The following is a 24,815-nucleotide window of genomic DNA, read 5'->3' as shown; positions in this document are numbered from 1 at the left end:
TGCCATCTTTCATCTCGGATCTGGCCCGAGTGTTGGGGCTGAAAGTGCTGGTGGGAGCTCAGTGCCCGTGTTTGAGCGCGAATTCTTCCTCGAACTCTTCCAGCGAAACACCCTTCGTTTCGGGCACGATGTAAATGTAGAAGAGCAGGGAAATCACGTTGATGGCACCGAAGACCGCGTAGGTTTTCGCAGCTCCTAAATGGGCGATCATCACCGGGAACACCCAGGTAACAACCGCGTTCATCAGCCAGCCACACCCGACCGCGAAGCCTTGGGCGACGCCACGGATGCGGGCGGGGAAGATCTCGGATACGAGAACCCAGTTGACCGTGCCCGACTGCTTCGCGAACACGAACAGAGACACCAGAATGACGACCAGCCAGGGCAGGAAGGCAGGGATCGTCGAATCGATGGTGCCATCGAGGTGCGTGTACGGGGTGATGCCGACGGCGAACACGATAGCCAGAGAGAACAGGAAGAACGTCACGCCGCTCTCCTGGTAAATACCGACGGTACGACGCTTCAGGCGTGCGACCAGCCAGAGGCCAAAAGCGGCGCCGATCGTGGCGACCGCGCCCGTAATGACGTTGATCGTGATGGCATCGGCGGACGAGAAACCGGCGGCATGCAGGATCTTCGGCAGGTAGTACATTGCCGTGTTGATGCCGGTCAGCTGGTCGAAACACGCGAGCCCGATACCGATGAACACCAAGCGACGTGTCCACTTCACCTTGAAGGTGCGATGCAATGACCAGTGACCTTCTTCATCGATTTTTTGGTGAAGATCGATCATCTGGCGAACTTCAGAGGCGACGTCATCGTGTTCGGGGTTACGGATGCGCTTCAGTGAGCCGATGGCTTCGGCGTAGTGGAGGTTCGCGGCGTACCAGCGTCCAGATTCGGGCATCATGCGCATACCGATCCAGAGTGCGATCGCCGGGATCGTAGCCAGGACAAGCATCCAGCGCCAGACTGAACCGTTGCCGTCCGAAACGGCGAGGTTCGCGACCTGAGATGCCTGATCCCACGCGTACCAGGAGCCGGCATTGAGCGTGCCTGTTGCATCCGACGCGACCTGCACCTGCGGGCCACCGTGAGCGCGCGAGAGCATTGCGTTCATCGAGTAGGCGAGCAGTTGACCAAAGACGATCATGAACTGGTCAAGCGCAACCAGCTGACCTCGTACGCGCGTGGGCGCAGATTCGGACAGGTAAATCGGGACGGTTGCCGAGGCCCCGCCGACTGCCCAGCCGAGGATGAAGCGGAAGAAATACAGGATCCAAACGTTCGGTGACAGAGTGCAACCGAGTGTGCCGATCACGAAGATGGCGGCGAGGATCAGAATGTTGTGGCGGCGTCCGTAGCGGTCAGAGAGACGACCGCCGATGATTGCGCCGAAGGCCGCACCGATTGCGAGGAATGCGCCGACTAGGCCTTCTTCGAACTCGTTGATTGCAAGGCCACCCGCGTCGGTGGGCATGTACATGTAGGGCAGGGCGCCGGCGATGACGCCGGTGTCGTAGCCGAAGAGTAGGGATCCAAAAGTGGCGATTGTCGCCAGTAGCGCGATTTTGCGCGGTTTACCGGATGCTGGCGTGTTCTCAACCAGCGTGCAGAGTTCAGCTTCGGAAAGACGAGCGTTCTTTCCGTGAGGAGCGCTTGAAGTCATACCCCTATCTTGCACGAATGAACACGTTAAATCACCTGACCTGCGCATACTTCCGGGAAAGTATGGGGTAGCCACGCGTTGTTGTCTGAGAAGTGGCAACTATTGGAGGGGGGTGGAAAACAATGACTGTTAGCCGATGACAAGCGGTGACGTGGCGGTGTGGATCGCAGTGTTATACCTGCTCAGGCACCATTGAGATCGCGCCACATGGGCACTCTTCAGCACACACACCGCAACCCTTGCAGTAGTCGTACTTGAACTCGTACGTGCCGGGCTTGATCTTCGTGATCGCATTGTCCGGGCAGACGCCGAAGCAGTTGTCGCATCCGAAGCAGTTGCCACACGACATGCAACGACGTGCCTCGAAGACGGCTGATTCTTCATCCAGGCCCTGAACGACCTCGTCGAACGTGGAGGCGCGACGAGGCCCTTCAAGCTTTTCGCGCACCTGGTGCGGCGCGTCCGAGTAGTACCACGTGGTCATACGGCTCAACGATGCATCGCCGGGCTTTTCGGCTGGCGTGTATGTGGCGCCTCGTAAATAGGCGTCAATGTAGCGCGATGCCTTCTTGCCATGGCCGATCGCAACCGTGACCGTGCGCTCGGAAGGAACCATGTCGCCACCAGCGAAAACGCCCTGGATCCCGGTCATCATCTGATCGTTAACGGTGACGACACCATCCTTGATTTCGATGTCGGCCGCATTTTCAATCAGCGACAGATCTGCCTCCTGGCCCAGAGCCATGATCAGCGAATCGGCGCCGAGTTCCTCGAATTCGCCGGTCGGCTGCGGGAAGCCACTTTCGTCCAGCTCCATCTTTTCGATCGTCAGCTTCTCGCCGTCAACATGCTTCACGGTCGAGAGCCAGCGCATCATGATGCCCTCTTCCTCGGCCTCGGCAACTTCCATGTCGTGAGCGGGCATGCGGTCGCGGGTACGGCGGTAGACGATGATTGCCTCGCTGGCACCCAGGCGCTTTGCCGTGCGGGCAACGTCGACAGCTGTGTTGCCGCCACCGTAGACGACGACTCGACGGCCGAGCATCGGCTTCTCGCCGGTTTCGACGTCTTCAAGAACCGAAACGGCGTCCATGATCTTCGCCGATTCACCAGCGGGAATGTAGGCGCGCTTACCGATGTGAGCGCCGACAGCCAAGAAGATCGCGTCCCAGTTGCCGACCTCGTCGTCGATGTTCTCCACCTTCGCATTGAACTCGAAAGTGACGCCCATGTCTTCGATGCGCTTGATTTCCGCTTCGAGGATATGACGAGGCAACCGGTAGGACGGGATACCGAAACGCATCATGCCACCGGCCATCGGGCCCGCTTCCTTGATATGCACGCGGTGGCCAGCCATGCGCAGATGGTAGGCAGCCGACAAACCGGAGGGGCCGGCGCCAACGATCAGCACGGACTTCCCCGAATCGGGAGCGGTCACCGGAACCGTCCACCCTTCAGCGATTGCCTTGTCGCCAAGGAAGCGCTCGATCGCGTTAATACCAACGGCCTCGTCAACCTGCACGCGGTTACATGCGGTCTGACACGGGTGGTAGCAGACGCGCCCCATCGTTGCGGGTAGCGGGTTGTTGACCATGATTTCGCGCCATGCGCTCTCGTAGTCGCCTTCTTCAGCGTGGTAGAGCCACTGCTGAATGTTCTCGCCAGCGGGGCATGCGACGTTACACGGAGGAAGAAGGTTAACGTACACGGGGCGTTCAGTGCGCCATGAACCGGTTTCGTTTGCCAGCGACGACCCCACATTCAGTGTGATCGCGAAGGGCTGAGTTTCAATCGTCATTGTCTGGTCCTCTTCCTTACTTGCCGGTCTCGTCGTCTGTGAAGCGACCCTCGGGATCTTCGGGTGCGCGCAGGACGCGGTCGAGAACGTCTTCGTCCAGCTGATCTGCGTCGATCAAGCCGTAGCGACGGATATTTCGGTCAGCAATCGCCTGCAGGCGTGCAAGAGTTTCAGGATCGCCCCCGCCCTTGAACAGATGGGCAAAGCGACGTTGCGGGCGCAGGTATTCTTCGACGGGAGCGGGACGGCGGATCTTTGTCACCGACGTGATTTCGCCACCCTCTGCTTCGAAGACGGGGAAGAGTCCCGTTTGCGTTGCCAGTCGTGCGAGTTTCACGGTGATATTTGAGGCCGCGCCCCAGCCGAGTGGGCAGGGGACGAGGACATGAATGTAGCGGGCACCGTGGTAGCTCATCGCCTTGTTGACCTTGTATTCCAGGTCGCGAAGGTCAGCGACCGTGGCCGTGGCAACGTAGGGAATCTCGTGCGCCATGGCGATGCGAGCCATGTCTTTGCCCTGACCGAAACGGTTGCCGGGGTTTTTGCCAACCGGCTGAGTCGTCGCGGTGCGAGCGGTTGGAGGCGTTGCGCCGGAACGCTGAACGCCCGTGTTCATATACGCCTCGTTGTCGTAGCAGATGTAGAGGACGTCGTCGTTACGTTCGAACATGCCCGACAGGCAACCCATGCCGATATCGACCGTGCCACCGTCACCGCCCTGAGCGATGACTCGAGTCTGCTTACCCTTGGCTCGCAAGCCAGCGGCAGCGCCTGCCGCAACGGCAGGAGCATTACCGAACAGGGAGTGTAGCCACGGCAGGGTCCAGGCCGACTCGGGATAGGGGGTTGAGAAAACCTCGAGGCACCCGGTTGCATTCACCGTGACAAGGTCACCGTGAGCTGCGGCCGCCGCCGTATCAAGCGCGTAGCGAGCACCTAGTGCCTCGCCACACCCTTGACAGGCGCGGTGGCCAGACGTCAGCGTATTGAGACGATTCGGATCGGACTGAACCGAACGGTAGTCCTCATCAGCAAGTCGGTTGCCCACCGCGTAGGACCCAACCTGATAAAACTTCACGTGCTCGCGAGCAGGGATCTGCGTCGCGCCAACACCGGGAATGCCAAGTTCAACAGCCATCAGTTATCCCTCTCAATTCCCTAGAGCCGCATCGGTGCGGGCCTTCGAATCACGCATGATGTTCTCTGCGGTCGGGCCACTTCGGCGCGTGGCGTTTTCGCGTGCGAGCTCGGCGTCCACCAGCTCGTGATCCAGATCCAAGAACGTCTGCGCGGGTAGCGTGCCCGCTTCCAAGTCGTCCAGCATCGAGTCGAGTGATGCCTTCGTGATCGGGCGACCACCCAGGCCAGCGATGACCTCGTAGTTGTCGATGCCCATCCCGCGAACGGCTGAACGGCAGTGCGACGACACTATGCCACCGATACCAACGGAGAAGGCTTTCTCGATGTTCACGAAACGCTTGGCGTTCTTCAGGGCCTCGCGCACCGCGTCGATCGGGAACGGGCGGAAACTCGTGATGCCCAGAACGCCGATCTTTTCGCCGCGCTCGCGGCGTTCGTCGACGACGTCCTTGATGGTGCCCAGCACGGAGCCCATTGACACGATGATCGTCTCGGCGTCATCCAAACGGTAGGGGCGAACCAGACCGCCCGAATCGCGTCCGAAGATTTCGGCGAATTCCTTTTGAACCTGCGGGATGAGTTCCAGCGCCTGCATCTGGCGATGGTGAGCGAGGTAGCGGACCTCGGTGTAGGCCTCGGGACCGACCATTGCACCGATCGATACCGGATGTGCCGGATCGAGAACCTGACGCGGTTCATAGTCGGGCAGGAACTTCTTGACTTGCTCCGCTTCGGGAACGTCCACGATCTCCATCGCGTGGGTCAGGATAAAGCCATCCATGCAGACCATGACCGGGATGGAGAGCTCTTCGGCGATACGGAACGCCTGAACGTGCAGGTCAGCGGCCTCTTGGTTCGTCTCGGCATAGAGCTGTAGCCAACCGGAATCGCGCTGGCTCATCGCGTCCGTGTGGTCGTTCCAAATGTTGATCGGAGCTCCGATTGCGCGGTTTGCGACGGTCATGACGATTGGCAGGCCAAGGCCGGCAGCGTTGTACACCGCTTCGACCATGAACAGCAGGCCCTGCGATGCGGTTGCCGTGTAGGTGCGCGCGCCAACGGCGGAAGCGCCGATGCAGGCGCTCATTGCACCGAACTCGGATTCAACGTTCAGGTACTCGCATCCCGTCAGGTCGCCCTTCTTCACCAGCGCGGAGAGGGCCTCGACGATGTGCGTTTGTGGGCTGATCGGGTAGGCGGCGATCACTTCGGGCGAGCAAGCTGCGACAGCCTTTGCGATCGCCTGCGATCCTTCGATTTGTTCACGCATCAGCGCCCTCCTTCGTGTTTGCGCGCTCAGCGTTCACTTGGTCGTATGCGGCGGTCGCGGCGTTAACGTTTGCTTCGCCAACCTTGCCGGGGAACCGCTTGCGGATTGCGTCGGTGACGGAATCTAGGGCGATCAAGCCGGTCAGCGCCGCGACTCCGCCGAGCATGACCGCGTTCGGAAGCGGCCTGCCCATGTGCTCGCGGGCGATGTCGAATGCGGGGATCGTGATCGCATGCCCCTGGGGTAAAGAATTCACGAGGTCCATCAGACCGAGCTCTTCGAATGATTTTGTTGAGTTTAAAAGCACGTACCCTTCAGGTTTCAAGCCGGCGAACACGTCCATCACCGACAACAGCGTCGGATCCTGAACGACGATGACGTCAGGTTCGAGCACCGGCTCGCGCGTACGAATCTCCTTGTCGGTGATCCTGCAGAAGGACACAACGGGTGCGCCAGTACGTTCTGAACCGAAGGATGGGAAAGCTTGCGTGTGGTGTCCGTCTGTAAAAGCAGCCATTGCTAACAGGTCGGATGCCGTGACGACTCCCTGTCCTCCTCGGCCGTGGATTCTCACTTCAACCATGTCTTCGACCGTAGGTTGATTGTCAACAATTTGTGTGAGCCCTGAAAAAGTCGCGTAATAGCGCGGTTTATACGTGTCGAAAGGTGAGATTGTTAGTGACAGGCGACATAAAAACGTGCAACCGAAGTGTCGTAAAACGATGAGTGGTGCCACATCACATCAATTGGCCCTAATGCCTATGTGAACCCTATGTCCTCCACAGCGTGCCGACCTTGTCGTTTCATTCCTTGGAGTGAACATTGGTGTCTTCGCAGTGACGATCATCCTCGCGCGGTCGCGGACGATGGCAAAGACGCCTAACGTAGAAGGCAATCGGCGCTGCTCGACACTAACTCGACACTAAGGAGCGGGCAGGCGCCTGCGACGAATATGATCAGCGAAAACTGAAAGGACAGTCATGAGCCTGCCATCTGAAAAACTTGCCGAACTTGGCCTGGAACTTCCGCCCGTCGCAACTCCTGTTGCCGCATATGTGCCGGCCGTCCTCGACCGCGGTGTTATCCGGACCTCGGGTCAGATCCCCGTTGTTAACGGTGAACCCGTTTGCATCGGCGCAGTCGGTGAGGATGCAGTTGACCTCGAAGATGCCAAGGATGCCGCGCGCGTCTGCGCGCTCAACGCGCTCGCGGCAGCCGCAGCGTTGGCGGGTGGAGTCGACAACCTAGCAGGTGTCGTCAAGGTTGTTGGCTTCGTGTCGTCGCGCCCTGACTTCTACGGCCAGGCCGGCGTCATCAATGGCGCGTCTGAACTGTTTGCTGAAATCTTCGGCACCGCACACGCGCGTTCTGCAGTCGGTGTTGCGGCCCTGCCGTTAAACGTATCCGTCGAGGTCGAAGCAGAATTCGCGCTCCGCGAAGACTGATCTGCTCGCGCTGAAATGGCGCGGAACTCCTATACTGAACGGGTACCCCCATAGGGTATATTTCGAGTGAATGACTCAAGCTTTTGGAGGAAAAATGGCCGACACTCTGCCCGAGGTAGCGCCCTCGCAGAACCATCAGACATTCAAGCTCATTGACGCGCGAACCGGCACCGAAGACGCGAAGTCCGAAGGTGGCTGTGGCTGTGGCGGTCATGGAAACGGTGGGGGATGTGGTTGCGGTGGCAAGGGTCACGGCCACGAGGCCCCCGTTGAAGAAACCACGTCCGGTTGTGGCTGTGGTGAACACGGTCATAAGGCTGAAGAGGCAAAGCCGGAAGGCGGTTGTGGCTGCGGTGGTAAGGGACATGGCCGCGGAGGTCATGGACACGGTCATCACGGTCACGGACACCACGGCCATGGTGCGGGCGTTGAAGAACTCGTTCTTCACTCGATCCCGAAGGTCGTTCGTCGCGCAGCCTTGTTCGCGGCAATGGATTCTCTGCCGGTAGGCGAAAACATCCAGATCCGCGCTCCGCATCAGCCTGACCCGCTGTTTGCTCACCTGCAGGAGTCCGAGTCTCACTACCGTGTCGAGACCATCGAAGCGGGTCCGGAAAACTGGCGCTACCGCGTCACGCGTATTTCCTGATCGTTCACTCACTTTGGGGTGCATCGCGGATCGCGACGCACCCCAAAGTCATATTCGCGTTCATCTAGTGATGCGGGCAGATTCCGGTTACCGTTGAGGTATGAACTTCTTCGATGATGATGAGAACACTCCGGAAGAGGACTTCGACCGCGTCGAAGTTGACCGTGGAATTGCCGCCTCTGTTGAAGATGTGTGGGCAGTTGTCAGCGAACCTGGCTGGTGGGTTAATGATGGTCCGGTCGACGACCACGAGGTCACCCTTGATGACGAGGGCATCTACCACGTGACTGACCCCGAAGCGGGCGAGTGGCTGGTCGAAAAAGCAGACGAGGATCCGATGGATGTCGTCGCTTTCCGCTGGTATCCAATCGCATCCGATGAGCTCCCCGACGAATACGCGACTCGCGTCGAAATCTCCCTCTCTGAAGAGGGTGACTCGGTGAGCGTTCACATCGAAGAGTCCGGCCTCTCGTCAGTCAGCGACGATGAAGACGAGGCCCGCCAAATGTGGGATGACGAAGCGGGAATGTGGGCTGAAGCGCTTGATGCGATCAAAGCTCACCTCGAAGCCTGAACCTTTCTTCAGACCGCCCACACTGCAAGCCCTGGTGCTTTGTGGTGTGGGCGGCCTCGTGATTGAGGAAGAGAAAACGCGAAGGCGCAAGATCGTGTAAATCGACACATCTGCGCAGGTGGGGCACGGTTGAGTGAATGTGAAGTGACTCGTTTGCCATGTGTCGCGCATGAAAAGGTAACGCGAAGGTGAAGTATCGTAAACGGTTATTGGGGCACTGTGAGCGAATGACGGACCTTGCAGGCAGCAGTGCTCGGCTTACCCGTAGTGCCGGCGTCATCACCGCCGACACGCACACGCTCGGCGATATCGTCGACGCGGAAGGAGTCTGATGAGTAGTCACGGCATGAGCGCGACCGGAACACCTGCGCCTAGCGCAGGAGCCGACACCGGCGAAAGTGGTCACCTGCAACGCAACCTGCAAAACCGCCACGTCCAGCTCATCGCAATCGGTGGCGCAATTGGCACCGGCCTGTTCATGGGCTCCGGCAAGACGATCGCCACAGCAGGCCCTTCGATCCTGCTGGTCTACATCATTATCGGCGCGATCCTGTTCATGTTCATGCGCGCGATGGGTGAGTTACTTCTGTCGGACTCGCGCTATCACACGTTCGCTGACATCGCCCGCGACCTCATCGGTCCCTGGGCCGGGTTCGTCACCGGCTGGACGTACTGGATGTGCTGGGTCGTCACCGGCGTCGCCGACGTGATTGCCATCACCGGATACGTCAGATTCTGGTGGCCACAAACGCCCGCGTGGATCCCGATTGTCATTACGACAGTCCTGCTGTTCTCCCTGAACGCGATGACCGTGAAGGCGTTTGGTGAAACAGAATTCTGGTTCGCGCTGGTCAAGATCGTTGCGATTCTTGCGCTGGTCGTCGTTGGTTTCATCATGGTCGCCATACACACCACCTCCGAAGCTGGCACGACCGCTGCGGTATCAAACCTCTGGTCGCACGGCGGTGTTTTCCCGAAGGGCTTCATCGGATTCTTGGGTGGCTTCCAGATTGCTCTCTTCGCATTCGTCGGCATCGAACTGGTCGGCACGACGACCGCGGAAACCGCCGACCCGGAAAAGACTCTGCCCAAGGCGATTAACTCCATCCCCGTGCGCATCATGCTGTTCTACGTCGCGGCTCTCGCCGCGATCATGATGGTGACCCCGTGGGACCAGGTTGACCCCGAGCGTTCACCGTTCGTCACCATGTTCTCCATGACCGGCCTAGCGGCGGCCGCGACGATCGTGAACATTGTCGTTCTGACCTCTGCTGCATCGTCGGCGAACTCCGGCATCTACTCAACGTCGCGTATGCTGTTCGGCCTGGCGTCGCGCGGAGACGCCCCCAAGATCTTTGCCCGCCTGTCTCGCCGTCACGTCCCGAAGAACGCCCTGTTCCTGTCGTGTGTCTGCCTGCTGTCCGGCATTATCGTCATGGCGTCCGGCGGGTCGATCTCCGCGGCGTTCACGCTGGTCACATCCATGTCGGCAACCCTGTTCATGGGCGTGTGGGTCGTCATCATCGTCTCGTACCTGATTTACCTGCGTCGCTACCCTGAGCGCCACGAAGCCTCCGTCTTCAAGGCTCCGTGGGGCGCAGCATCCGCGTGGATCGTCTTCATCTTCATGCTGGCGATGGTCGCCGTCCTCATCCTGTTTGAGGACACGCGTCAGGGCTTGTTCACGTCCCTCGTGTGGATTGTCTTTATCGTCGGTGTTGCGCTGATCAATCGCCATCGCATGTTGAAACGCGCAGAGGAAGGCACCCTCGATCACGCGGTCGCCGATGTTTGACGCACAGGCGCGACTTCTCGCCCCTGTTGTCGACACATCCGGCATCTCCGTATCGCACGTCCTTTCATTTTCTGAAATATCGACCGCCTGAATTCGCAATCTGTGTATCCGCTGATTAGGCTTTACTTCAGTGCCACGGGAACCCGCACGCGTGCTGGGTTGAGAGGAAGGCAAAGTGCCTTCGACCGTCGAACCTGAACCGGGTAATGCCGGCGTAGGGAGGCTTCCTACTCGTGAGCACCATGCTGTACACGAGAGGAGTTCTTCAGCATGAGTGACAACGTTGCATCCGCACCCCGCCTGAATTGGCGCGTCGTTGACATGGTGACCACCGCGATTCTTGGTGTTGCATGTGGTTTGCTGTTCCTGATCTGGAACCAGGTTGGTGGCTTGGGCTACGACGTTCTGGATGCAGTGACCCCCGGTTTCGGTGGTCTGATTACCGGTATTTGGCTGATCGGTGGCCCGATTGGTGGATTGATCGTCCGCAAGCCGGGTGCTGCAATCCTGGTTGAGGTCATTGCTGCTTCGGTTTCCGCTGCGCTGGGTTCACAGTGGGGTATTTCGACGCTGTACTCGGGTCTTGCTCAGGGTCTGGGCGCCGATATCATCTTCGCTCTCTTCGTTTACCGTCGCTTCAGCCTGACGGTTGCCGCCCTTTCGGGTGCCGGTGCCGGTGTGGGCGCGTGGATCCTTGAGTTCCTGGCGTTCGGCAACATGGCGAAGTCCTTCGGCTTCAACATCACCTACTTGATCACACTGATCATTTCGGGTGCGATTGCGGGCCTGCTGGCATGGCTGCTGGTTCGCGGTCTTGCGCAGACTGGCGCGCTGGATCGTTTCGCGGCCGGTCGCGAGGTTCGGACTCGCGTCTGATGAATTGACGAGGCCTGGACCCGCTGGCGAAGGCACAAGCCACCGCCAGCGGGTCCAGGCCTTGATCGGTTTCTACTCTTTCTGGGGCGTTGCACAATGACGACTAATCTGCCTGATCCCGGTGTCCCTGCTTCTCACTCTGACTTGTTACGTGGGAAGGATGCGCGGGCGCCTCGTACCCCCGCATCGGTAGTGATCGAAGACTGGGGTTGGCGTCATGGCGGTCGTCTGAAGTGGACGCTCGATGGGGTGAATCTGCAGATTAACCCGGGTGAGCGCGTTCTGGTTTTGGGCCCGAGTGGCTCAGGTAAGTCGACGTTGATGGCGGGTTTGGCTGGCCTGCTCGGTGGGGAAGATGAGGGTGAAGCGCGAGGCTCCCTATTGGTCGATGGCGAGAAGCCGGAGAATCTTCGCGGTCGCATCGGCTTGATGATGCAGGATCCTGAGGCTCAGGTTGTGCTTGCGCGCGTCGGTGATGACGTGGCGTTCGGCATGGAGAACCTCGGGGTTCCGCGCGAAGAGATTTGGCCGCGCGTTGATGCCGCTTTGGAAGCGGTTGGCCTGAATGTCAGCCGTGATCGCAATACGTCGATGTTGTCGGGCGGTCAGAAACAGCGCCTCGCACTCGCGTCGATTTTGGCGATGCAGCCCGGTCTTCTGCTTCTTGATGAGCCGACCGCGAACCTTGATCCGGAAGGCGTTGCGGGGATTCGCGACGCGGTTGAGCGTGTCCTTGCTGTGAGTGGCGCAACGATGGTCGTTATTGAGCATCGCGTGGATGTGTGGGCGTCGCTCGTTGATCGTGTGATCGTGATCCTCGATGGCGCCGTTGCAGCTGACGGCCCGATTGATCAGGTGCTTGTCGAGCAGGGTGAGACGCTGAAACAGCGGGGCATTTGGCTTCCCGACGACGATGTTGTTGCCGCGCTCGGAGTGAGCGAAGGAGAGAATCAGGCTCTCGATAACGGAGGGCAGACAGATTCCACTCCCATTCTGTCAGTTCGTGACCTGACGATCGGCTACTCACCGGAGCATCCTGTCCGCACCGGTATCAGCCTCGATATTCCGCGAGGCCAATCGACCTGTCTCGTTGGCGCGAACGGTGCGGGTAAGACGACTCTCGCTCTGACGCTCGCCGGCCTGTTACCGCAGATTGAAGGCACAATCAGCGCCGCCCCGAAGGATGGTCTTCCCAGCGAATCCGCTGACCCGCACGAGTGGCGTTCAAAGGACCTCCTTGGCCGAATCTCCATGGTCTTCCAGGAACCCGAGTATCAGTTCGTCTCTACAACTGTGCGCGGTGAGCTTGAGATCGGCCCTCGTCAAGAGGGAATCGATGGAGACGAATTGGCCGACCTCGTTGATGAGCACCTGGCCGCACTGGGCCTAACCGCACTTGCTGGCGCGAACCCGATGACCCTGTCGGGTGGCGAAAAGCGCCGACTTTCTGTTGCGAGCGCGCTGATCAGCGCACCCGAACTGCTGATTCTCGACGAACCGACGTTCGGCCAGGATCGCACAACGTGGCTTGAATTGGTCAGATTGCTTCGCCGTGCGCAGGCTCTCGGAACGACGCTCGTCTCGATTACGCACGACCCCGCCTTCGTCGAAGCGATGGGGCAGAACGTCATCGATCTCGGTAGCGTCGGCGTTGCGCCAGCGGGTGCGAATTCATCGCTTGTGCCCCAGATCCCAACGGACGAGGCCGGCCACGCTTCATCGGACGCCACCTTGGAAGAGAAGGCCGAGCACTCCGTCATGGAGCCGACGCGCCCCAAGCGTTTTATCGAATTGGTGAATCCGGTGACGCAGGTGCTGTCCCTGATTCTGATGACGACGCCGTTAATCCTGTCGATCGACGTCATATCCGCCGGCATTGCGCTGGTACTGGAACTTTTGCTTCTGCCGGTGACGCATATTCGCGCCCGGACGATCGCGTTCCGCATGATCCCACTGTTCCTCGCAGCGCCTTTGGCTGCCCTGTCGATGTTGCTGTACGCGAATCCCGCGGGCGAAATCTTCTGGTCATTCGGCCCCGCAATCGTCTCGGAGCGCTCCGTGTGGATGGCAGCCGGAATCTTTCTGCGCGTCCTGGCAATTGGCATGCCGGCAATCGTGTTGCTGTCGCGGATTGATCCGACCGACATGGCGGACGGTCTGGCGCAAATCCTGCACGTTCCCGCCCGTCCCGTGCTGGCAACCTTAGCGGCGGCCCGCATGACCGGGCTGATGACCGCTGACTGGAAGGGTTTGGAGCAGGCGCGTCGGATCCGAGGAATCGGGGACGCTCACAAGGTCGTGTCACTGGCACGCGGTTCGTTCTCACTGCTCGTGTTCGCTTTGCGCCGTAGCGCGAAACTGTCTTTGACGATGGAAGCACGAGGCTTCGGCGCAACCGGACCTCGCACGTGGGCGCGCCAGTCCTCCATGGGCGTTCGAGACATTATCATGCTGATCGTCTCGATTCTGGTGCCGATCATCGCGTTGAGTGCTGCCGTCTATTTCGGTTACTTTGCCTTGATTGGGCGCTGATGATGACGAACAAACAGGCTGAACAACGTCGGTTTTCCTGGGCTCCGGGTCAGCCGTTACCCGCCGAGATTGTCGAAGTGACGCTGAGTCACGCGCGCGCCTCAGCCAGCGAAACCCCGATCATTCTGGTTGACGGGCTGTCGGGCGCAGGCAAATCCACGTTTGCACTCGCTCTTCGTGATGTCCTGAATGACATGGCTGGCGGATACACGTGGCGAATCATTGGCCCCGACGAGTGGTATCGCGGTTGGCAGGGTCTCGCCGGCGCACAATCCATCACCGAAACGGTGATGGCCGACCTTCGTGCGGGTCGCATCGCCACCTATCGCCCCTGGGATTGGGAAGCATCCACTGAACGTGACCCAAAGCAGGTTCTTCCCGGTGTTCCCACGATCGTCGAAGGGTGCGGGGCGCTGACTGAGCGTAGTTGTGCGCTCGCGGACTACGTCATCTGGGTCGAAGCTGAGGGCGGCGAACCCGTCCGCTACGACCGCGCGATTGCCCGCGATGGAGACACATATCGGCCACATTGGCGCACCTGGGCCGAGCAAGATGATGCTCGCCTTCTGGTCGATCAACCACAAGAGCTCGCTGACGCGATCGTTCTGACCTGACATTGCGCGAGCCTATTGCCTACCCAACGCATTCGTCTGTCCCATCCTCGCCTGAGCGTTCGCAGTGACTAGACTTCTCGCTAATGAATCCTTTCGACATTGCCTCCCCCGAGTACGCCTCGGTGCGTCCGGCATACCCAGCTTCGGTCGTTGACCAGCTTGTCGAAGTGACGAGGCGGGGCTTGGCAGATCATTCCGCTGGCAAGAGTGATCCCGCTGGCGAGCAGTGCCCCCGCATTGCCGATATTGGTGCTGGAACAGGCAAAATGAGCGCGCTTATTGCCGAGCGTGGCATATGCGTGGAGGCTGTTGAACCGTCAGAAGCAATGCGCCAGCAGATGAGTGAAGCACTCGAAGAGCGCTCACCATGCTGGCGTCACCTCATCGCGATTCACGATGGAACCGCAGAAGATACCGGTTTGCCGACCGGCAGTGTCGACCTCGTTGTCTATGCGCAATCGTGGCACTGGGTCGACGAAGAGCTCGCGAGCTACGAAGCAAGCCGAATCCTGAAGGATCGCGGTGGGATTGGAGTGGTGTGGAACCAAATGGATGTTTCCATCCCCTGGGTTCATCGCCTGACCAGAATTATGAGGTCCGGTGACGTGCACCGACCCGACAAGCCTCCGAGCTTTTCCAGCCAATTCACTGAGCCGGTGCTCGGCCTCGTGAACTTCGAAGAGCGCATCACCCCTGAGGACATTCTTCGCTTGGGCACAACGCGATCGTCCTACCTGCGTCAAAACGAAGGCGGACGGGCGCGGATGCAGGACAATCTGCGCTGGTACCTCTACGAACACCTCGCCTATGAGCCTGAAAAACCGGTGATTATTCCGTATACGACGCTCGTGTGGACGGCGCATAAGCGCTGAAACACACTGAAAGAAGCGACCCCGCTTTCCCAAAGAGGAAAACGGGGCCATTCAAACGTGTGAAGTCAGGAAAGCTGACGCTCACTTCTCCCACGGGTAAACGATGTTCGTCTGAGCGCGCATCTCGTCCAGAAGTTCCATCACGCGCAGGGTCGCTGACCTGGGCATCGTATCGGATTCTTTCTTGCCGGCGGTCAAGCAACGAGCGACCTCGGCCGCCTGGTACTGGAAGCCACCGGGGACGATGCCCGACCATTCAACGGTCTCACCATTTTCGCGCTTGCCTTCACCGAAAGTGCGCAGGCGCAGAGTCGAGGGACGGTAGAACTGCTCTTCCATCTCAACAGCGCCGCGTTCGAAAACAACTTCGCCGTAGGTTGCGGATCGGCCGTTGAAGTTCGAGGCCGCCATTGCCACCGCGGTGTCGGTCTTCAATAGGGCGGCGGACTGGACGTCGACCCCCAGATCGGTGAGGTTTGCGGTTGCTCCCACAAGCTTCACGTCCGGAAGAATCTGGTGGACGAAAGACATCGAGTAGACGCCAAGATCCATCAGAGCGCCACCACCGAGCTCGGGATCCCACATGCGACGAATATGCTCCAGCTTTTGGCCGTGATCAGCGTGAACGGTCGAAACCGCACCGAGACCACCATTGGCGACAATCTGGCTGAGTACCTTCTGGTGTGGCAGGTGACGCGTCCACATGGCTTCCATGCAGAACAGGTCCTTTTCCTTCGCCAGATCCAGGACGCGCTTCGCGGAAACGGCATCCATGGTGAAACACTTTTCCACCAAGACCGGCTTGCCGGCGTTGAGCGCGAGGGTCGCCAGTTTCTCGTGCTGCGGGTGGACGGTGGCGACGTAGACGGCGTCAATATCATCGGCTGCAACGAGGTCCTCGTACGAGTCGTAGGCCTTTTCGACGTTGTAGGTTGCGGCGAACTCTTGAGCGCGCTTCGGATCGCGAGCTGCGATACCTGCCATCACGCCGGACGAGTAGGCGGCGACGTCATGAGCAAAAACTGCTGCAATTCCGCCAGCACCGAGGATGCCCCAGCGAATTGCGGGCGCTTCCATCGGATCAAGGAGTTCCACGCCTGCGGCCAGTTCGGCCAGGGGAGCGGGTAGAGGGGCAAGGGCTGTATGAGGATTCGACTGCGTTGTCATACCCCTATTGTTTCATAGCGAATGAAAATCGTCGCGTGGTCGAACAAGAGTACTCACGCACTGAGAATCAGAGCAGGTCCTTGCGCTCCATGTACTTCATCGCCAGCCAACCGAAGGGGATACGACCGTAGAACGTTACCAGACGGTAGAGGACCGCGGTGGGCAGGCCGATTGATAGGGGAACGCCGGCAACCTGAAGACCGGCGGTGAGGGTAGCTTCGACAGGACCAATACCGCCGGGCGAGGGGATGACAGAACCCAGAGAGTTCGAAGCCAAGTAGGTCAAAGCCAGTGACAGGAGGTTCATGGAGCCACCCATCGCGGCAAGGGCCGCCCAGAAAGCTCCGATGAAACCGACGTTCATCAGAACATTTCCGCCAAGAATGGCAAGCAGACGTTGAGGCTGTCCAACAATCCAGATCAGACGGGGGTGCACCTGAGTCCATGTCGGCTCGATCTTCGACCACACCCACTTTCTGAACTGCGGAATCGACAAGAGAGCTGCAATCACTGCAATGACAACGACAACGACCGCAAGGATCGTGCCATACGGCAACTGGACGGAGAAAGAACTGCCGTTGAGTACCATCGCGATCAGCAGGAACAACAGGATGAACGCCAACTGGATCAATTGTTGCAAAGTGACCGTGGTGGCAGCGACAACCGTGCCAACCTTCTTCTTTTTCAATAGTCGCAGGTTGACGACCGCGGGACCGACGCCGGCGGGGGCAACGATCGTCGCGATCGATGCGCCGATCTGTGCGGTGACAGCCTCCCGGAAGCGCAGTTTCACGGGGCTGAGTGCCATCAGTGGGATCGCGCCACCAACCCATGTCAAGCATGCGAGTCCAAACGAGAGCGCCATCCACCACGGGTTCGCCTGCGTCACCGCTGCCGTAATGTCTTCGAAGTTCAGCGAGCCCAAAACAACGACGAGCGCCGTGAAAAGAACCGCCACCATGATTACGGTGCGCGGGCGGAAACGCTGAAGATCCGTCAGCTCCACTTCATCGTCAGATTCAACGCCCATCAACTGCGCGCGCAGATTTTCCGTCAGGTCAGTTCGGCGCACGTTTTGTCGGACGCTCGTCGGCAACACCGGTTCCTGTAACACGGCTGCGCACGAGGTCAAAACTTCGGGCGCCACCGTTCTGCGGGCCGATTCCAAAGCTCGTTCACTGCCGACGGCAAGCGAGAGCAAGACAAGCATCTGGGCAATGTCGATACGGCGGTTGAGCTCAGTGGTTGCGACCTCGCCCTTTTGCCAATCGACAATCCACAGTTCCCCCCTATCGTCTAAGAGCACGGCATCCTGGGAAAGATCCCGGTGGCTAATACCGCTTCGATGGGCGGCACGAAGCTGCGTCCACGCCTCATCGAGCATCGCGTCACTGATCTGGTCAGCCTCGAATGACGTGAGCGGAGCCGTCGGTGGAAGCGCCTGCGATACGGAAATAAACGACTCGCCAGCCTGAGCGATTCCAGCAACGTCGGGGGTGTGAACACCAGCTTTACGGGCTGTAAGGGAAGTCAACGTAGCGCGTTCCGTTGTTGCCTTCAGAGACGGGGAAATCCATCGCGAAATTCCGCGCAAGCGCACGTTGTTCCACACGTCAACAAGCGTTCCGACAATCTCGCGACCGGGATCCAACGCCACCACTTCATACAGCTGATCATCAACCGTCCACACCTGATAATGACGATTTTCGTCAACGTCAGGCCGACGATTCACCGTGTATTCGACAGTCTGCACGTCACGACTTTGAATGTGGAGCCGGCCTCGTGAATCTTCGATAATCGACCAAGCCGAAAGTGGTTCGCTTGATGTATCCAAATCGGTACGCACCACGCGAACTGGCACCAGACCCAAGTCCAAAAGAGCGGAAACGATATCCGTACCCGAGGCGCGACGATCCTCGAAGCCGAAAAACCACCGCGCAATTGAACCAACAATCCGGCCGATGAACACGGAAATGAACGCGCTCGGAAGAGTCATCGACGAACGCATCACGCCAAGGAAAACAATCACCCATAGGCCGATCCACGCCCAACGGACGGTTCGCATATTCTGCATCTCACCCGCGACAGTGAACATTGCGCAGAGCGTGATCACGATCAGGTTGATCCCCAGCGCCGTTGACGTTGTATCACCCAACAGTGCGACAGCCTTCGCCACGCGAAGAGGAGCCGTGATGTCATCAGGTAGCAGTGAAGTCGCCCAGAGGAGTGCCCACCCCACCAGTACCGCGACGATCGCCGTACCCACAGAATGAGCGATCGCGGAAATACGCCGACGTAAGGCCAGCGCAACCACAATCGCAATCGGAGCGATCAGGACAACGCTACCCTCGATCAACGTGATCGGAAGAAGCAGAATTTCACGGATGAAACGAAAACGAAGGACATCCTCTGTCACGCCCTGCGTAGTCGCGTTCGCAAAAACGCCGATTGCCCACGTGGCAGCGATTCCGAAAACACAGAAAAGTGCTTGAAACAAGTCCTCGCGACGTCGCCTGCGCGGAGTCTGCCTATCCGCATAGTGAACGGGGACGGGCAGACGGCCAGGTGTGTGGGGTTTCGCTTCATCATCCACGCCGTTGTTCACCACGTCAGATTCGGTATCCGCGGTGTCAGCCAGAGCTTCAGATTCCGCATAATTCTGCGGGTCTTCAGGGGTCTCGTGGTCTGCAAGGACAGAATCAGTCTGAGAGGAAACGTCACCGGAACCTGCGGGTGTGACGTCATCCTCTGTGTACTCCATGCTCTCAATCCTAACTGCGAGCGCTTGACGGGTAGGGTGTGAAGCGCGGGAATATGCCGAGCGCTACGTCCCGCCAACGCGCGAGAAAAGCTCGCACGAGTATCAAGGAGACTGAGTGAACTTATCGACCCTCGCCACCGATCTTCTGCCGGCGCTTTCGCCTACCCTGTCGCCGATGGCCGATTCAAGCTGGCTGAGCACGTTCATCGGCTGGTTCCATGATCCGGAGGGCTTGCTTCTAGCAATGGGCCCGTGGGTTTTGTGGGGCACACTTGCGATCGTGCTGATCGAGTCGGGCGTCTTGTTCCCGGTTCTTCCCGGTGACTCCTTGCTGTTCACAGCGGGTCTTCTGCACGACCGTCTGGGTTTGCACCTGCCAACTCTGGTCATCCTGACCTTCATCGCCGCATTTATCGGTGCGCAGATCGGCTATTGGCTGGGTGCGCGCTACGGTCGTCGCCTGTTTTCTGACGATGCGCGCTTCTTGAAGACCGAGCATCTGCACAAAGCGGAGAGCTACTTCCTGAACTACGGCGGTCGCGCGCTGGTGATTGGTCGATTCATCCCCTTCGTGCGTACTTTCATTCCGCTTGCTGCAGGCATTGCACGCTACCCCTATCCGAAGTTCTTGGCGTTTAACTCGCTTGGCTCGTTGCTCTGGGGCGCAGGCATCACCTACCTGGGTTCGGTCTTGGGTGGCGTCGACTTCGTGCACGATCACCTGTCGATCATTATTTTGGCGATCGTGTTCGTCTCCCTGATCCCGATGATCGTTGAGTTCATCCTTCACCGTTCGCACAAGGACCAGGACGAACCCGCTGTAGACGCTTTAGACGCGGGCACGCTTCCGCAGGAGTAAAACGTGCTTGGACAGTGGTGGGCTGCCGGACCGATCTTGGTGGAGATGGCGATTGCGCTGATTCTGCCGGGAGTCTTCTGGGTGCGATCCTGGGTGCGCTCTTCCGTTATTGCGGTTGGCATTGCTCCCGCGATCACGCTTGGCTTCCTGACAATCCTGTCCGTTGTTTTTGATCGCAGCGATGTCACGTGGTCTCGTGAAAAAGTATTTCCCCTGCTCGGGATCGCTTTCGTTTTGGGATGCGTGAACTGGCTGTTTGCTACCGCTCGCCGTGCTGGTGGAGGGCGCCTACAGCCGGGAAGCTTGCTGTCGCACATTGGACCACGCCAGCCTCTGGGTGCTGAGCAGGCTCGACTACGAGCCTCAATGTGGATAATGATCACCGTCGGTACGTTCGTGGCAGCCCTTCCGATGCTGTTGCACGCAAGCCCGAAAAATCCTGTCCAGCAGTGGGATTCAACATTCCATTTGAATGGCGTATGGACGATTGTGCGAACCGGGAACGCTTCACCCTTCGGCGGTCTTTCTGACCTCTACGGTGGTCGAGACGTTTTCTATCCGACCACGTGGCACGCTTTCACCGCCCTGTTCGCAACCCCGAAGACAGTTGTTCTGACCGCGAATGTGACATCGCTGGTTCTGATGCTGGTCTGGGTTATTGGTGCGACCGCTATGACCAGCGTCATTACGCGTAAACGCGGAGCGATTCTTGCAGCCCCCGTTTTGGCAGGCGCTCTGTTGGATATGCCTGCGGACAACCTGACGATGTACAACCAGTGGCCATTGGCGACCGGTCTTGCTCTGACCCCAGGCGTCGTCGCGCTCGCGGTGATCGTCGGTCGGCGTTTGCTGGGTGCGCGTCGGGTGGGTGTGGGCGTGCTTGCTCATCAGATCCCGTTGACGATCCTGCTACTGGCAGGAATGTTTGGCGCGTCGGTTGCTCACCCGAGTTCTGCGTTCACGATCTATGTCATGCTGATCGCCGCGTTCCTTTCGGGTGTCGGTGGGGGCGCGATTCGCGCCTACCGTCGTGGCGCTCGATCCCTTGCTTTCGTCGGGGGACTTGTCTGCGTGGCGAGCCTCGTCACCCCCTTCTTGCTTTTGACGACGGGCAAAATTCGCGCGATGGGCAACTATCCGCGAGCCGGAATTTCGTGGGAGTACGCGTTTAGTCACACGTTCACGCCCGCGCCACCGTTCTCGCAAACGACCGCGATGACAATGCTGATCGCCGTCCAAGTTGTCCTACTGCTGGTCGGCATTGCGATGAGCGTTGACGCCTTCAGTGTTTTCCGCATCGACGAGGCCGGGCCTGCCCAACATGCCGACACCCCCGATTGGGAGCCCGGTGCGATTTGGCCGATCGTCTCTTACCTGCTGTTCTGCTTGCTGACTTTCTTGGCGTATGCGCCGATTGGGGAGTTCCGCACATTCCTTTTGGCCCCCTGGTACTTGGATCCGCGACGGATCATGGGACCGCATGGACTGACAATGGTGCCGTTGATGGCGATAGGTTTCGAGCGGATTTCCTTCCTTGTTTTTGAGTGGGTAGCCCGCGTTTCGCAGGGTGTGACCGCGCAACTCACCCCCGAAGACGACGGCGGGACCGAAGAGGTAGCGCACGTCTTGAGAACCGAAGAAGTGGCGCAATCCGGCGGAGCTCAAGAGGGAGTGCAAGCCGGTGAAGCCGAAGAACCAGAATTCTTCGGAGCCAGGCAAACCGACGAACTGGTGGGCGCCAACATGGGCGAAGAGAGCCTGCCCGCACTATTCCCACGCTGGTTGATCGACGTTGTTATCGGCGTCCTGCTTCTGCTACTCACCGGCGGGGGTGCCTTGGATGCGCGCCTTCGCGCCACCGACTACGTCTACGACCCAGAAAATCTGGGGAAGCCGGGCATGGCTGACACCGCTGAGCTCGCAATGATTCGTCGAATGCAACTGCTGATTCCCGGAGATTCGCTTGTCCTGGGTGATCCGATTGCGGGCGCGGCGTACACGGAAGTTCTTGGACAGCATGATGCGGTCTTCCCTCAGCTGTCGACCACCAATAACGAGGAACGCTGGCAGCAGGTTCTGGTGAAGCACTTCAACGAGATCCACGACAATCCTGAAGTGTGCGAGGTCGTGAACCAGATGGGGATTACGCATTACTACGCCGATGAAGATGGAAAGTATTACAACTTCCTGCGTTCGTCTCGATTCCCGGGCCTGTACAACGTTGATACCTCGTATGGCTTTGAATTAGTGGATCAAGGCGGAACCGCGAAGCTCTACAGGATCACGGCATGTGACGCCGTATCTGAGAACGCCGACTCTGCTTCTGCGGAAAACAAATAACGAAGGACATCAATGTCATTGCGAATCGCATTTCTTGGACCGTTCGGAACGTTCACCGAACAGGCCGTGCGCCAAGTCGCGCCAGTCGACGCGACACTGATGCCGATGACCAGTGCACCACAGGCTCTGGCCGCCGTTCACCAGGGCAAAGCCGACCGCGCGGTTGTGCCGATCGAGAATTCAATTGAGGGTGGCGTGAATGCGACTCTTGATTCACTCTCCCGAGGTGAGCCACTGGTGATCGTTGCTGAAATGGTTGTCCAAGTGGTGTTCCAGCTGGCTGTTCGTCCGGGAACCCGGCCCGAAGATGTTCGTCGCATTGGTACGCACCCGCACGCGTGGGCTCAGTGTCGTGGATGGGTTGAAGACACTTTCCCGGGCGCTGTTCACGTTCCTGCCACCTCCACGGCAGCCGGGGCAGAAATTCTTTCCGGTGGTGACGCCCCATTTGATGCGGCTCTCTGCAACGAGGTTTCGGTTCAAACCTATGGTCTTGAAGCGATGTACACGGACGTCGCTGATAACCCGGGTGCCGTGACGCGTTTCGTCCTGGTGTCGAAGCCGGGCCAGATCCCCGCGCCAACGGGTGCGGATAAGACGACGATCCAGGTTGCTCTTCCGGTGAATGAGTCCGGTGCATTGCTGACCCTGTTGGAGCAGTTCGCTGTCCGCGGTGTCGACCTTTCGCGTATTGAGTCTCGCCCAAGCGGTGACGGTTTGGGTGACTACACGTTCAGCATCGACATTGTTGGACACATTTGTGAAGAACGTGTGCAAGCTGCTCTTGTTGGTCTGCATCGCTATTCGCCCGAGGTTCGTTTTATGGGTTCGTACCCGCGCGTTGACGGAGTGGAAGCACATGTTCTGCGTGGAACCAGCGACGAGGATTTCCACGCGGGTCGCGCCTGGGTTGCGTCAATTCTTCAGGGTGGAAATGGCGTTGACGTTCCGGATTACCCGGTTGCACCGTCGTGGCCGTTGAACGGCTGACTGCTTATTTCCCGGTTTCAGTTTTCGAGGCCGGGAACTGCAATATCTAGAGCCTGTGGATCAAGCCGGACGTGAACGGTTCGCGCAGTTCCGATCGCGTCACCATCAACCTGAATCACCTGGGGTGATTGAGCGGCGACGGATGCGCCCTCTGCCTGCCTGAACTGAATCTTGCCGGTGGAAACCGGAAGATTCATGGTCTTCACACCCAGTCCCTGTCCCATGATCTTCAAGGACAGGTCCGCCCAGCCCAGTACGCCAGCTTCCGTGTTGACGGCAATGACATCAATCAGCCCGTCATCGACGCGAGCACCCGGTGCCAAGGTGATGAATGGAAGTTCCCCGCAGTTCGCAAACATGACAGTGCGCGAATGAACCCACGTGAGAACTGATTCGGGCTGATCGGGGACGCTGACCCCGCTGATCGTTGCGGATTCGTCAACGACGCGAGAGTGCTCATCATCTCTGGGAGCGTCCCCGACAGGATCAGTGATCGGTTTCGGGTTGCGGAGCATCAAGCGAAGTTTTGTTCCTTCCTTCGCGATTGCTCCGAGGGCTGCCACCACATAGGCAACCCATCCAACCTTCTTCTTCAGTTCTGAATCGGTCGCAGCCATCGTTTCGCCGTCGAAGCCAAGACCGGCGATGACGACAAACGAATACTCGTCCGTTCCGGGCAGATTCTGAGCGCGGTGCGCCAGTGAGGAGTCCGCATGATCGAGTGATGACGGAGTATCTGTGTCGACTCTGTTCTTCGTCAGAGCCGCCCGCACCAGCATTCCCTCCGCGGGAATCTCGGAAGGCGTGTCGACGTTGTCGACGCGCAACCACCCGCAGTCAAGCGCCTGGTGGTTTTCTCCCAGAGCAATGCGCATCGCTTGGGCTGGATCGTTGATCGGAATTCCTAGGTTACGGGCCAGAATATTGCCGGTGCCGGCGGGAATAATGCCCATACGTACACCCGACCCAGCAACGCCCGCGGCCACAGCGCGCACCGTGCCGTCACCACCGGAAGCAATGATGATGGATGCGCCCTGCGCCAAAGCATCAATTGCTTGACCGGTGCCGGGGTCTTCCGCGGTTGTTTCACGCCAATGCACGTGGTCAATGCCCATCTGATGTGCAGCCTGATTGACTTCGGCTTTGAAAGCATCCAAATCATCATGTTTGACCGGATTCACGATCACCCACGGACGTGGGCGACCGCCCTCGGGATCGAAAGCGGAACTGGGGGTGAGCATCGCATCTTTGCGCAGTTGCAGGCGTGCTTGACGCGTCTGATACCAGCGCCAGAGCCACACGACGCCAAAGAGAACGAACGCAAGAGCAAGAATGCCCATCACAATCCAGATCGTCATGCATCAAGACTATCGATCGAACGCTTTTCACGCCCCGCCAGAAAACACAATTGTGGATAAGTCGAATCCACAATCCATCGCTGTGGAAACGCCTTTTCCACATCCG

Annotated in this window: 20 protein-coding genes and 1 riboswitch; of the genes, 12 read left to right on the top strand and 8 right to left on the bottom strand. The window is 58.9% G+C overall.

Going from position 1 to position 24,815, the window contains the following annotated elements:
* Window positions 1-58: 58 nt before the first annotated feature.
* From QP109_RS01465 to QP109_RS01445, 5 genes are all read right to left on the bottom strand, one after another.
* Window positions 59-1,669, bottom strand: coding sequence for an MFS transporter (locus tag QP109_RS01465; protein ID WP_285022884.1), 1,611 nt, complete (start codon window positions 1,667-1,669; stop codon window positions 59-61).
* Window positions 1,670-1,841: 172 nt separating this feature from the next.
* Window positions 1,842-3,467 (bottom strand): NAD(P)-binding protein, encoded by a 1,626-nt coding sequence (locus QP109_RS01460; RefSeq protein ID WP_285022883.1) that lies wholly within the window; start codon window positions 3,465-3,467, stop codon window positions 1,842-1,844.
* A gap of 16 nt (window positions 3,468-3,483) precedes the next feature.
* Window positions 3,484-4,605 (bottom strand): thiamine pyrophosphate-dependent enzyme, encoded by a 1,122-nt coding sequence (locus QP109_RS01455; RefSeq protein ID WP_285022882.1) that lies wholly within the window; start codon window positions 4,603-4,605, stop codon window positions 3,484-3,486.
* A gap of 12 nt (window positions 4,606-4,617) precedes the next feature.
* Window positions 4,618-5,877: a pyruvate ferredoxin oxidoreductase gene (porA, locus tag QP109_RS01450; protein ID WP_285022881.1), complete on the bottom strand. Its 1,260-nt coding sequence runs from the start codon at window positions 5,875-5,877 to the stop codon at window positions 4,618-4,620.
* On the bottom strand, window positions 5,870-6,460 hold the full coding sequence (locus QP109_RS01445; RefSeq protein ID WP_285022880.1) for a 2-oxoacid:acceptor oxidoreductase family protein: 591 nt from the start codon (window positions 6,458-6,460) through the stop codon (window positions 5,870-5,872). Before QP109_RS01445 ends, porA begins: the two co-directional genes overlap by 8 nt.
* Before the next feature lie 397 nt (window positions 6,461-6,857).
* On the opposite strand from QP109_RS01445, the gene QP109_RS01440 reads away from it, so the two are divergent.
* The 9 genes from QP109_RS01440 (at window position 6,858) to QP109_RS01400 (ending at window position 15,234) form a co-directional block, all read left to right on the top strand.
* On the top strand, window positions 6,858-7,322 hold the full coding sequence (locus QP109_RS01440; RefSeq protein ID WP_285022878.1) for a RidA family protein: 465 nt from the start codon (window positions 6,858-6,860) through the stop codon (window positions 7,320-7,322).
* Window positions 7,323-7,416: 94 nt separating this feature from the next.
* Window positions 7,417-7,971: a DUF2249 domain-containing protein gene (locus QP109_RS01435; protein ID WP_285022876.1), complete on the top strand. Its 555-nt coding sequence runs from the start codon at window positions 7,417-7,419 to the stop codon at window positions 7,969-7,971.
* A gap of 100 nt (window positions 7,972-8,071) precedes the next feature.
* Window positions 8,072-8,545 carry an SRPBCC family protein gene (locus tag QP109_RS01430; RefSeq protein ID WP_285022874.1) on the top strand — a complete coding sequence of 158 codons (474 nt, stop codon included), beginning with the start codon at window positions 8,072-8,074 and terminating at the stop codon, window positions 8,543-8,545.
* A 188-nt stretch (window positions 8,546-8,733) separates the two neighbouring features.
* Window positions 8,734-8,877, top strand: coding sequence for a hypothetical protein (locus QP109_RS01425; RefSeq protein WP_285022872.1), 144 nt, complete (start codon window positions 8,734-8,736; stop codon window positions 8,875-8,877).
* Between the two features lie 14 nt (window positions 8,878-8,891).
* Entirely contained in the window at window positions 8,892-10,340 is a 1,449-nt protein-coding gene (locus tag QP109_RS01420; protein WP_101628071.1) for an amino acid permease, read from the top strand.
* A gap of 125 nt (window positions 10,341-10,465) precedes the next feature.
* Window positions 10,466-10,578: riboswitch (TPP riboswitch) on the top strand.
* A gap of 32 nt (window positions 10,579-10,610) precedes the next feature.
* Window positions 10,611-11,216 (top strand): ECF transporter S component, encoded by a 606-nt coding sequence (locus tag QP109_RS01415; protein ID WP_285022870.1) that lies wholly within the window; start codon window positions 10,611-10,613, stop codon window positions 11,214-11,216.
* A gap of 96 nt (window positions 11,217-11,312) precedes the next feature.
* Window positions 11,313-13,748, top strand: coding sequence for an ATP-binding cassette domain-containing protein (locus QP109_RS01410; protein WP_285022868.1), 2,436 nt, complete (start codon window positions 11,313-11,315; stop codon window positions 13,746-13,748).
* Window positions 13,748-14,362, top strand: a complete 615-nt coding sequence (locus QP109_RS01405) for a nucleoside/nucleotide kinase family protein (protein ID WP_285022866.1) — start codon at window positions 13,748-13,750, stop codon at window positions 14,360-14,362. The genes QP109_RS01410 and QP109_RS01405 overlap by 1 nt, the downstream gene beginning before the upstream one ends.
* Before the next feature lie 83 nt (window positions 14,363-14,445).
* Window positions 14,446-15,234, top strand: coding sequence for a class I SAM-dependent methyltransferase (locus QP109_RS01400; RefSeq protein ID WP_285022864.1), 789 nt, complete (start codon window positions 14,446-14,448; stop codon window positions 15,232-15,234).
* 81 nt (window positions 15,235-15,315) lie between these two features.
* Here QP109_RS01400 and QP109_RS01395 read toward each other — a convergent pair whose 3' ends face one another.
* Window positions 15,316-16,401, bottom strand: a complete 1,086-nt coding sequence (locus QP109_RS01395) for a Gfo/Idh/MocA family protein (protein ID WP_285022862.1) — start codon at window positions 16,399-16,401, stop codon at window positions 15,316-15,318.
* Window positions 16,402-16,468: 67 nt separating this feature from the next.
* A complete protein-coding gene (locus tag QP109_RS01390; protein ID WP_285022860.1) occupies window positions 16,469-19,162 on the bottom strand; it encodes a lysylphosphatidylglycerol synthase domain-containing protein in 2,694 nt (897 codons plus the stop codon).
* Window positions 19,163-19,337: 175 nt separating this feature from the next.
* Between QP109_RS01390 and QP109_RS01385 the strand changes: the two genes are divergently transcribed.
* The 3 genes from QP109_RS01385 to pheA are packed head-to-tail and all read left to right on the top strand — an operon-like array spanning window position 19,338 to window position 23,351.
* The gene (locus tag QP109_RS01385; RefSeq protein WP_285022947.1) at window positions 19,338-20,021 is read left to right on the top strand and encodes a DedA family protein; all 684 of its coding nucleotides are present in this window, start codon (window positions 19,338-19,340) and stop codon (window positions 20,019-20,021) included.
* Between the two features lie 3 nt (window positions 20,022-20,024).
* Window positions 20,025-22,361, top strand: a complete 2,337-nt coding sequence (locus QP109_RS01380) for a DUF6541 family protein (protein WP_285022858.1) — start codon at window positions 20,025-20,027, stop codon at window positions 22,359-22,361.
* 12 nt (window positions 22,362-22,373) lie between these two features.
* A complete protein-coding gene (gene pheA, locus QP109_RS01375; protein WP_285022856.1) occupies window positions 22,374-23,351 on the top strand; it encodes a prephenate dehydratase in 978 nt (325 codons plus the stop codon).
* A gap of 17 nt (window positions 23,352-23,368) precedes the next feature.
* Here pheA and QP109_RS01370 read toward each other — a convergent pair whose 3' ends face one another.
* Window positions 23,369-24,709 (bottom strand): diacylglycerol/lipid kinase family protein, encoded by a 1,341-nt coding sequence (locus QP109_RS01370; RefSeq protein ID WP_285022855.1) that lies wholly within the window; start codon window positions 24,707-24,709, stop codon window positions 23,369-23,371.
* Window positions 24,710-24,815 lie beyond the last annotated feature (106 nt).

The organism is Pauljensenia sp. UMB9872 (assembly GCF_030212665.1).
GTDB lineage: Bacteria > Actinomycetota > Actinomycetes > Actinomycetales > Actinomycetaceae > Pauljensenia > Pauljensenia turicensis_B.
Note: the sequence above shows the minus strand (reverse complement) of the source record. Positions and strands in the feature narration are given on the sequence as shown.

Bases quoted from the DNA above. Each gene is read 5' to 3' on its own strand.
- pheA (WP_285022856.1), top strand. From the start codon at position 22,374: ATGTCATTGCGAATCGCATTTCTTGGACCGTTCGGAACGTTCACCGAA.
- QP109_RS01390 (WP_285022860.1), bottom strand. From the start codon at position 19,162: ATGGAGTACACAGAGGATGACGTCACACCCGCAGGTTCCGGTGACGTT.
- QP109_RS01445 (WP_285022880.1), bottom strand. From the start codon at position 6,460: ATGGTTGAAGTGAGAATCCACGGCCGAGGAGGACAGGGAGTCGTCACG.
- QP109_RS01385 (WP_285022947.1), top strand. From the start codon at position 19,338: ATGGCCGATTCAAGCTGGCTGAGCACGTTCATCGGCTGGTTCCATGAT.
- QP109_RS01405 (WP_285022866.1), top strand. From the start codon at position 13,748: ATGATGACGAACAAACAGGCTGAACAACGTCGGTTTTCCTGGGCTCCG.
- QP109_RS01435 (WP_285022876.1), top strand. From the start codon at position 7,417: ATGGCCGACACTCTGCCCGAGGTAGCGCCCTCGCAGAACCATCAGACA.
- QP109_RS01430 (WP_285022874.1), top strand. From the start codon at position 8,072: ATGAACTTCTTCGATGATGATGAGAACACTCCGGAAGAGGACTTCGAC.
- QP109_RS01395 (WP_285022862.1), bottom strand. From the start codon at position 16,401: ATGACAACGCAGTCGAATCCTCATACAGCCCTTGCCCCTCTACCCGCT.
- QP109_RS01460 (WP_285022883.1), bottom strand. From the start codon at position 3,467: ATGACGATTGAAACTCAGCCCTTCGCGATCACACTGAATGTGGGGTCG.
- QP109_RS01440 (WP_285022878.1), top strand. From the start codon at position 6,858: ATGAGCCTGCCATCTGAAAAACTTGCCGAACTTGGCCTGGAACTTCCG.
- porA (WP_285022881.1), bottom strand. From the start codon at position 5,877: ATGCGTGAACAAATCGAAGGATCGCAGGCGATCGCAAAGGCTGTCGCA.
- QP109_RS01455 (WP_285022882.1), bottom strand. From the start codon at position 4,605: ATGGCTGTTGAACTTGGCATTCCCGGTGTTGGCGCGACGCAGATCCCT.
- QP109_RS01465 (WP_285022884.1), bottom strand. From the start codon at position 1,669: ATGACTTCAAGCGCTCCTCACGGAAAGAACGCTCGTCTTTCCGAAGCT.
- QP109_RS01415 (WP_285022870.1), top strand. From the start codon at position 10,611: ATGAGTGACAACGTTGCATCCGCACCCCGCCTGAATTGGCGCGTCGTT.
- QP109_RS01400 (WP_285022864.1), top strand. From the start codon at position 14,446: ATGAATCCTTTCGACATTGCCTCCCCCGAGTACGCCTCGGTGCGTCCG.
- QP109_RS01420 (WP_101628071.1), top strand. From the start codon at position 8,892: ATGAGCGCGACCGGAACACCTGCGCCTAGCGCAGGAGCCGACACCGGC.
- QP109_RS01370 (WP_285022855.1), bottom strand. From the start codon at position 24,709: ATGACGATCTGGATTGTGATGGGCATTCTTGCTCTTGCGTTCGTTCTC.
- QP109_RS01410 (WP_285022868.1), top strand. From the start codon at position 11,313: ATGACGACTAATCTGCCTGATCCCGGTGTCCCTGCTTCTCACTCTGAC.